This is a genomic window from Fretibacterium sp. (genome assembly GCF_057312375.1).
Window position 1 is genome coordinate 18,879 of record NZ_DBHLDX010000026.1, and the last position, 8,341, is coordinate 27,219.

The following is an 8,341-nucleotide window of genomic DNA, read 5'->3' on the forward strand; positions in this document are numbered from 1 at the left end:
GATCTTTACTGATGAATTAGAGGAAGCCCGATTGCCGGGAGGCGCCAGCCGTTGGGCTCCCGGAGGGTGGAAGGGGAACAGAACGGGACCTCCGTTCGCTCGGGCCCAGCATCGGCTGGCCTGGCGTGGAGGTCCCGCGTTGGGAGGATTGGGTGAGGGGAAGCGAGCGGCGTTGCTGCCGGAGGACCCGTCAGCAGAGGGGGCGGCGCGGGCCTGTGATGGGGAGCCTTACGAAGGGGCTCCCTCGTCGCGCCACTCCAGGATCGTCCCGCAGGCCGCCATCTCCGAGAGCACTGCGGCCAGCCCCGCTAGGCGCGAGCGTGGGACGCGGGCACGGACCAGGACTTCCTCGCCGTAGGTCCACTGCGCCCCCTCGCCGGCGCCCCAGTCCTCCAGCAGGCGGGTCACCGGGCCGATGGCGGGGTAGGAGAGGCGCACCGAGAGGGGGCACGACAGGACGCGTCGCACGGGACAGGCCGCGGCCACGGCCAGGTCCGCCACACCGCCGTAGGCCTCGATGAGCCCTCGAACGCCCAGTTTGACGCCGCCGAAGTAGCGCGTCACGACGACGACGAGGTTCACCATGCCCGAGCGCTTCAAAGCCCCCAGGATGGGGCGTCCTGCCGTCCCTGAGGGCTCCCCGGCGTCGCTGCTGAACTCGACCGCCGGGTCCGGACCCAGGAGGCAGGACCAGCAGTTGTGGGTCGCGTCGCGGTGCGCGGCCTGCACCCGGGCCAGGGCGGTCCGGGCTTCTCCCTCGGTGCGGCAGGGGTCGAGCCGGGCGATGAAGATCGAGCGCCGGACCTTCGTCTCGACCTCCGCCGACGACAGGGGCTCAAGGTACTCGTCCGGAACGGTTCTTCCGGTCACGTCAGATCATCATCTCCTCGTTCCACACCGTCCGCAGGCGACGGTAGGTTGACTCGATGGCCTCGGACACCACGCGCGTCTCGGACAGCACGGGCATGAAGTTGCAGTCGCCCGTCCAGCGTGGAACGATGTGGCGGTGCAGGTGTCCGGCCACGCCGGCGCCGGCGGGCTTCCCCAGGTTCATGCCCAGGTTGAAGCCGTCCGGGTGCATCAGCTTGCCCAGCACCTTCACCGCGTGGGCGGTGAAGCGGTGCATCTCCCGCACCTCCTGCTCGGTCAGGGACTGGTAGTCGCTGGTGTGCCGGAAGGGGAGCACCATCATGTGTCCGGGGTTGTAGGGGTAGAGGTTCATGATCACGTAACAGGCTTCGCCGCGGTGCAGGATGAAGCGCTCCTCATCCCGTCGTTCCGCAGGGAAGCTGCAGAAGATGCAGCCCTCCCCCTCAGGCTTGGGAGCGGTGATGTAATCCATTCGCCACGTCGCATAGAGCTGCTGCATGTTCGTCACTCCTTTGCTTCTTCGTTAGCCGCCGGCCCTCAAGGGGACCGGCTCGTTCTTCAGGGTGTAAACCTATTCTAACAGATGGGGCGTCCCGTCCGCTATAATTTAATTACAGGAAGCAGGAAGGGGGAGATCGTCACGCTGCTCGAACGCGAACGAAACGCCGTCGTGGAGTATGGCCGCAGGCTGGTGGAGCGTGGCCTCACGCGGGGCACGGGAGGGAACGTCAGCGTCCTGAGCCGTGAGAGGGGGCTGTTTGCCGTCAGTCCCTCCGGCATGGACTACTTTGAAACGAGGCCGGAGGACGTCGTGGTCCTGGACATGGCGGGGGGCGTCGCGGACGGCGCCCGCAAGCCCTCCAGCGAGGTGGAGATGCACCGCCTGCTCTACCTCGGACGGGAGGACGTCGGAGCCGTCGTGCACACCCACTCCGTCTACGCCACGGCCGTCTCCTGCACGCGGGAGGCCCAGGCGGGAGGGCTGCCGTTCGTGCACTGCGCGGCAGCCCTGGCCGGCGGCGACGTGCGCTGCACGGCCTACTACCCCTTTGGCACCCGGGAGCTGGCGGAGGCGGCCTGTGAGGGGATGCGAGGACGCTTTGCGGTGCTGCTGGGGAACCATGGCCTCCTGGCCGCCGGGCCGGACGTCGGTCATGCCTTCGCCCTGGCGGAACAACTGGAGTTCGCCTGCGAGGTTTTGGTCCACGCGGCGTCCGTCGGTACGCCGGCGCTGCTCTCCTCCTCGGACCTGCTGGCTGCGCGGGAGAGGTTCCGCGACTATGGACAGGGACGCCGCGAGTAGCTTCTGGGACGGGGCCCTGCTGCCCGATGGGACGCCGGAGGGCCAGCGTGCGGCGGTCACGTCCTCCGGTGGCCTCATCACGGTGGGGGCCGGGGCCGGGACGGGCAAGACGTGGGTCCTTTCCAACCGCTACGCGCGCCTGCTCCTGACGGACCCGGACTGCCTGCCCTGCGACATTCTGACCCTGACCTACACGGACGCCGCCGCCGGGGAGATGCGCCGCCGCATCGAGGATCGCGTCCGCGCCCTGATGGACGTGCAGGACGCCCCCGTCAGTCAGGAGCGTCGTCGGGAGGTTTTGGAGGGCTTCAGTGAGGCGTGGATCTCGACGATCCACGCCTTCGCCGCCCGCCTCGTCCGGGAGTCGGGGCTGGCGCTGGACGTCGATCCGCGCTCCGCCGTGGTCTCCGGACCTCAGACGGAGCGCTTCTGGGCGCGGGTGCGTGACGCCCTGGAGGAGGGCAGCCTGGAGGAGCTGGCCAACGCCTGCGAGAGCCCCCACCTTCGGGCTGTCGCCCGCGAGCTGGACCAGGACCCGCTGATCTCCGCCGCCGTGGGGCGATGGGGCGCCGAGGCGCTGAAGGACCTGGCGCGGGAGGCGGCGGACCTCCATGCGGACCTGGGGCACCGCTGGGAGGACATGATGCGCTGGGGGGAGGAGGCTTTGAGGGAGGACGACCCCCAGGCGCGGGCGGCGGGCCGGGAGATTTTGGCCATGCTGCGCCTCTCGTGGCGCCGTGCCTGGGTGACGTGGCACGGCGTCTTCGACGCTCTGGCGGAGGACATCCGCGCCGCGGGGGCGGCGGCCCAGGCCAACGGCAGGAACGTCCCCGACCGACTCCTGATGGAATTCATGGAACGCTGGGAGGACCGGCTGGCGGGGCCGGAGGCGGCGGACGACGAGCTCCGCGCCTTCTACCTGGAGGTCGTGGATCGGGAGCGCCTCAAGGGCGGGAACACCGGCCTGCTGAAGAAGGTGAAGGAGGTGCTGGGGACGACGCTCGGCGCGTGGCAGGATGGGGAGGTGGAGGACGGGACCCCGACGCTCTCCGTCCCTTCGCCGGACGCGCCCCTGCCGGAGCCGGAGCGCCTCATGCGGTCCGCCCTGCTGCGGTTCTGCGCGGCGGCCTGGGGGCTGTGGGACGCAGAGCGCCGCCGGCGGGGCCTGCTCTCCTTCTCCGACATGATCCTTCAGGCCAGGGCGGCCGTGGAGTCCGGAAAGGCCCAGCGGACCTTCCGTCACATCCTGGTGGACGAGTTTCAGGACACGGACCCGCTGCAGTTCGGCATGATCGAGACGCTGCGGCATGAGGGCGTGCGTTCGCTCTTCGCCGTCGGGGACCCCAAGCAGTCGATCTACGGCTTCCGCCACGCGGAACCCTCCCTGTTCGCCGAGGCCATCGGCCGGGCGGACGCGCGGGTGACGCTGGACGTCAGCTTTCGGACGCGGGGAGCGCTCCTGACGCGGCTCAACGACCTCTTTGCCCACATTTGGCGCGACGGGCTGGGGACCTCGGAGGCGATGTCGCGCCTCGAGTTCGAGCCCCTGTCTCCGGCGGGGTCCGGAGAGCGGGGAGCCGGGACGACGGCGCCCTTCTCCGTCCTGCTGGCGGTGAAGGAGGGGCGCGCGGTCCTGGGGGCCCGAAGGCGACTGGCCGGGGCGCTGGCCCGCCGCGTGGCCCGCTGGGTGGATGAGGGCCGCACCGTATGGGACAAGGGGCTGAATGCCCTCCGTCCCCTGCGGTACAGGGACTTCGCCGTCCTGGCGCGGACGCGGGGAAGCCACGAGCTCCTGGAGGACGCCTTCGCCGCGGCGGGGGTCCCCGCCGTGCAGGACCGCAGCCGGGACTACTTCAGCCGCGGGGAGGTGACGGACGTGATCTGCCTCCTGCGCGCGGCGGAGGACTGGGAGGACGGCGCGGCCGTGTTCGGGTGGCTGATGTCGCCCTTCTCCGGCGTCCCGATCGAGGAGGCCCGGCGCTGCCTTGAGCGGATCGGGGGGGCGACACGGACCGGACGCGGGGTTATGGAGGCCCTGAAGGAGGCGCTTCCCGATGCGGCCGCCCGCCTGGAGAGGATCTCCCTCATCGGCCGAAGGAACGGCCCTGCGGCGATCCTGTCCCCCCTGGATCGGGACCGGCGCTGGCTGTCGAACCTCCCTGAGAAGGAGAGGCTGCGCGCGCTGAGGAACGTCCGTCGGGCCGTGTCCATCGCGCGCTCCTTCCAGCGGGGGAGCGCCTCCAGCCTGGCCGCCTGTGCGGACTGGATGGACCGCGCACTGCGCCGCGGCGTGGACATGGAGGAGCCGGCCTGGCACGGTGAGGGCGTGAACGCCGTCCTGCTATCCACGGTCCATGCCTCCAAGGGGCTGGAGTACCCCGTGGTGGCGATCTTCGACACCGCGAAGCGGAGGAGGCCCCGCACGCTCTGCCCGTCGCGGACGCTGGGCGTGGCCTTCGCGGGGCTGCCGGACGAGCTGTCGGCGTCCCGGACCCCGGCCCCTGATCCCCTGAGCATGGATTGGGAGCGGGCGCTGACGCGCCAGGGCGAGAGGGAGGAGGACCTGCGCCTCCTCTACGTGGCGGCGACCCGGGCGCAGGACTCCCTGATCCACTGCGGCCTCGTGACGTTCGGGAAAGAGGGGAGCGCGCCGGCGGAGAAGGGAAGCTGGACGAGCATCGTGCTGGACTGGATGCAGGAGCGCGGCGACTGCGACTCGGACATGAAGGGACCTGACGTGGAGCTGATCCCCTCCGGCGATGGGGCCCAGCCCGCTGGAAAGCCCCAGCGGGCCGTGCCGACACCGGCCCCTGTCGCTGTGGCGCGTCCGGATTCGGGGGCGAGGGAGCTGGCGGTCCTTTCCGCTACGTCCTTCTCCCTGATGGAGTGGTGTCCTCTGGCCTGGCGCCGGCGCTACCGGCAGGGGCTGGACCTGGCCTGGGAGGCGCCGCGGGGCGCGGCGGAGGAGGACGGGCGCGGTGGGTCGGACCTGGGCAGTCTGGCGCACTGGGTCCTGGCGCGGTGGCCCTCCGCGGAGGGCGACGCCGAGGCGGAGTTGGAACGCTGGCTGACGGACCCCAGGGCGCTGCGGTCCCTGCCGACGCTGCTCCGGGACGTCTGGCGGGATGAGGAAAATCGAAACGCCCTTCGCCCATGGCTCCTGCGCTTTGCCGGCTCCGAGGCCGGGGCCATGGTGCGGGGCGCGCTGCCCCTTGGGGCGCGACGGGAGGCGGGCTTCAGGGTGGAGGTGAGGGGACTGGCCCTCTCCGGGGCCATGGACGTGGTGTGGCGCGAGGGGGAGGTCTGGCGCGTGCTGGACTACAAGGTCACGCTGATGCAAAACGCTCCGGAGGAGCTCTACAGCGCGCAGTTGGACCTCTACGCCCTGGCGGCCCGGAAGGGCGCGGAGCTGGCCGGGGAGCCCTGTAGCCGGGTGGAGGCGGGGCTCGTGTTCCTGCGGGAGGGGAGTCCCCTGCGGATGCGGAGGGTCGAGGACTGGGAGGCGATCGAGAGCCGCGTGCGCGCCGCGGCCCGTCTGGGGGCCGTGCGGGACCTGCCTCCGCGGGAGGAGCACTGCCCGCGATGCCCATGGCGGTCCTCCTGCCCGGCGGCCCGGTGAAATTATAGCGCGAATGTGGGGGGGCGGTGCGCCGCCCCCCTTGCTATCAGGCGCCGCTGCGGCCCGGCTGACTACCTTTTCGGCAGGGCCCGTTCCAGCGCCTTCCAGAGCAGCCACGCGGCCGCGGCGGACAGGAGGTACTTCGCGCCCAGGGTGGGAGCGTTGTAGAGGAGGGAGTAGACCCAGGGGTTCTGCCCCTTGGGCGCGTACTGGGCGAAGAAGATGGCCCCCGCGACGACGTGGCAGCCCGTCTGGGCCAGGAACCCCAGCACCAGGCCCATCGCCTGCCCCAAGGGCTTCTTGCAGGAGAAGGCTGCGGCGAGCCCCGTCATGGCGTAGGCCAGGGGATACTCCAGCACGACCTGCACGGGGTGGACGATGTAGCCGCCCAGCAGGACCTTGACGACACCGGCCAGCGCTCCGGCCGCGACGCCCCACCTCAGGCCCCTGCGCCAGGCGAAGATGAAGAGCGGTGCCAGCCCCGCGTCGACGGAGCCGCCGTTCGGCAGGGCGAACAGGTTGACCTTGGACAGGACGACGGCGAGGGCGATGCAGAGGGCCCCCTCGACCATGGCTGCCGTCGCGCTGCGGATGCTGGCTGCATTGGAATTGGACATGAAAAAAACCTCCCAAACGTTGAGATATAAGGAACGTCCCAGTGGGAGGCATGATGGGCGCGGGGCATTGCGGGCTCCACGCACGACCGTCTTCCTACGCCGGCATTATCCGGGTCAGGTTCCAGGGTCGAGGCCCTGCGGCCTCCTCTCAGCGCTTGCTCCCCTGGGTCGTCCTTCATAATAGTACCTCGACGGGCGGGTTTGTCAAGGAGCCCCGGCCCTCATCGTGGCACAATGCCCTGTCTTTTGTTATATAATTAACACGATAGGGGGATTTTGGATGTCGCTCACAAGCCGTGTGCATAAAGTGGGAGGATCGCTGATGATGCCCATCCCATCGACGATAACGCGAGCGCTGTCCTTGACGCCCGCAACGGAAATGCGATTGGAAGTTCAGAAGGGGCGGATTATCGTTACCCCCTGTGAGCGGCCGCCGGAATACTCGCTCCAGCAGCTTGTTTCCATGACTGATTTCAGTGATCGCGACGCTGCCTGGCTGGATAACGAGGCGGAGGGGGCCGAGTTGATTTGAAGCGCGGCGATATCTATCGGGTGTGCCTGAATCCCGTTTCAGGACATGAACAACTAGGGAACGGCAAGGCCGGTTCTGGTCGTTTCTTCTTCCGTCTTCAATAATGCCGCTAACGTTGCTATTGTCGTGCCCATCACTCAAAGAGCGGGAGAACCCGCCTTCTCATTGGCGGGAGGATGTTTCTGTTCAGGAGGCGTTTCCCATGCAGATTGATGGAGTGAGAGAGTTTTTTTCAAAGATCGCGCTATCGGCTGGGGCCGCCGCCGCGCGGGGCAATCCCCTGCGGTCCGTCTTCCCTTCCCTGGCGCAGCGAAAGCAGCCCGTCTACGATTCCCTGGTTCTCTCCGACAAGGGCAAAAAGCTCAGTTTGAGTGGAGGAGAATCGTTTCCCCTGATAAAAAGGCAGGAGGCCGCCGAGTCGTTGCCTTCGTGGGCACAGCCGATAGAAGAAACCCTGTCGAAGACGATTGACATCATGGAGAGGATGCGGAAGCTGGCGGTGGTCGCACAGGATAAAAAGCTCACCGATCTCGACCGCATCGAGATACAGATTGAAATTGAAGATTTGAGGGCGAACCTCAATGTCGTGCCGCGGGCTCTTCTGCGAAAGGAGCTGCAGGTTGATCTCGTATCGTTGCAAGAAGTTTATGCAACTGCGTTCAAGGATGGCCCTGAATCTTTCGGGGACTACAGCAGTGTGCTGGAACGCGCGCGGGATCGTATCCTGAACGGGCAGGAATGGGACGTCAGGGAGGCCTGGTGCCGGGAAGGCTTCGTTCGTGCGACGCAGGACGAGAATGGCGAAGAAGTCTATGAGGTAGGCGCAAGCAAAGCCTGGCATGTGGTGGATGACAGAAACGTAGTGACGCGGTCCTGGCAGGAAGGGAAATATGTGTATGTGGACAGCGGCAAAAAAGTCCCCACGGTCCGTGAGAGGCTGAAAAGGGTAAGTCCGGTCGTCGTCATGGACGCCCAGTCCGCTGCCGATGGGGTCGAGTATTTGGAGGGACGGATAGTATCCGCGCGAAAGTTCCGTGAACAGCTCCCGGAATTGATCAAGCAGTCGGAAACTCCACGGTACGTTTTTCTTGATCGGCTTATCTTCCCGAACGGAGATATCAACAAAAAAGTGCTGACCCAACCCGATGTCGCCAGTTACCACCTACTTCACGACGGGATTTATGACTATCCATACCTCAGTCGGCAACTGGTACAACCGGACGACAGCACTCCTTCTCTCGTGGACAGGAAAAGCCTTGAGGACAAAGGGGATGCCGTAAATGGAGCGAGCAAGAGCGGCGATGTGGTGCAGGGGCTCTCCGTTCCGAAGCTGCGCGCAGAGGCTATAACGTTCCATCCCGTAAAGACCGTTCAGGTTAAGGGGTTTTCCAAGCGGAAAG

Annotated in this window: 8 protein-coding genes; 5 read left to right on the forward strand and 3 right to left on the reverse strand. The window is 67.4% G+C overall.

Annotated features, from left to right (window positions below):
* Positions 1-228: 228 nt before the first annotated feature.
* Positions 229-870: an IMPACT family protein gene (locus tag ACO41U_RS05730; protein WP_485942289.1), complete on the reverse strand. Its 642-nt coding sequence runs from the start codon at positions 868-870 to the stop codon at positions 229-231.
* 1 nt (position 871) lies between these two features.
* Entirely contained in the window at positions 872-1,369 is a 498-nt protein-coding gene (locus ACO41U_RS05735; protein WP_485942291.1) for an HIT family protein, read from the reverse strand.
* Between the two features lie 84 nt (positions 1,370-1,453).
* Between ACO41U_RS05735 and ACO41U_RS05740 the strand changes: the two genes are divergently transcribed.
* Complete coding sequence (locus tag ACO41U_RS05740) at positions 1,454-2,173, forward strand: class II aldolase/adducin family protein (RefSeq protein ID WP_485942293.1); 720 nt, start codon at positions 1,454-1,456, stop codon at positions 2,171-2,173.
* Positions 2,151-5,792, forward strand: coding sequence for a UvrD-helicase domain-containing protein (locus tag ACO41U_RS05745; RefSeq protein ID WP_485942295.1), 3,642 nt, complete (start codon positions 2,151-2,153; stop codon positions 5,790-5,792). The genes ACO41U_RS05740 and ACO41U_RS05745 overlap by 23 nt, the downstream gene beginning before the upstream one ends.
* Positions 5,793-5,863: 71 nt before the next feature.
* Here ACO41U_RS05745 and thiT read toward each other — a convergent pair whose 3' ends face one another.
* Positions 5,864-6,409: an energy-coupled thiamine transporter ThiT gene (gene thiT / locus ACO41U_RS05750; RefSeq protein ID WP_485942297.1), complete on the reverse strand. Its 546-nt coding sequence runs from the start codon at positions 6,407-6,409 to the stop codon at positions 5,864-5,866.
* A 280-nt stretch (positions 6,410-6,689) separates the two neighbouring features.
* On the opposite strand from thiT, the gene ACO41U_RS05755 reads away from it, so the two are divergent.
* The 3 genes from ACO41U_RS05755 to ACO41U_RS05765 all read left to right on the forward strand — a co-directional run.
* Entirely contained in the window at positions 6,690-6,941 is a 252-nt protein-coding gene (locus ACO41U_RS05755; protein ID WP_298781475.1) for an AbrB/MazE/SpoVT family DNA-binding domain-containing protein, read from the forward strand.
* Positions 6,942-7,016: 75 nt separating this feature from the next.
* The gene (locus ACO41U_RS05760; RefSeq protein ID WP_485942301.1) at positions 7,017-7,154 is read left to right on the forward strand and encodes a hypothetical protein; all 138 of its coding nucleotides are present in this window, start codon (positions 7,017-7,019) and stop codon (positions 7,152-7,154) included.
* A partial coding sequence (locus ACO41U_RS05765; protein WP_485942299.1) for a hypothetical protein occupies positions 7,144-8,341 on the forward strand: 1,198 nt, incomplete at its 3' end. The genes ACO41U_RS05760 and ACO41U_RS05765, both read left to right, overlap by 11 nt.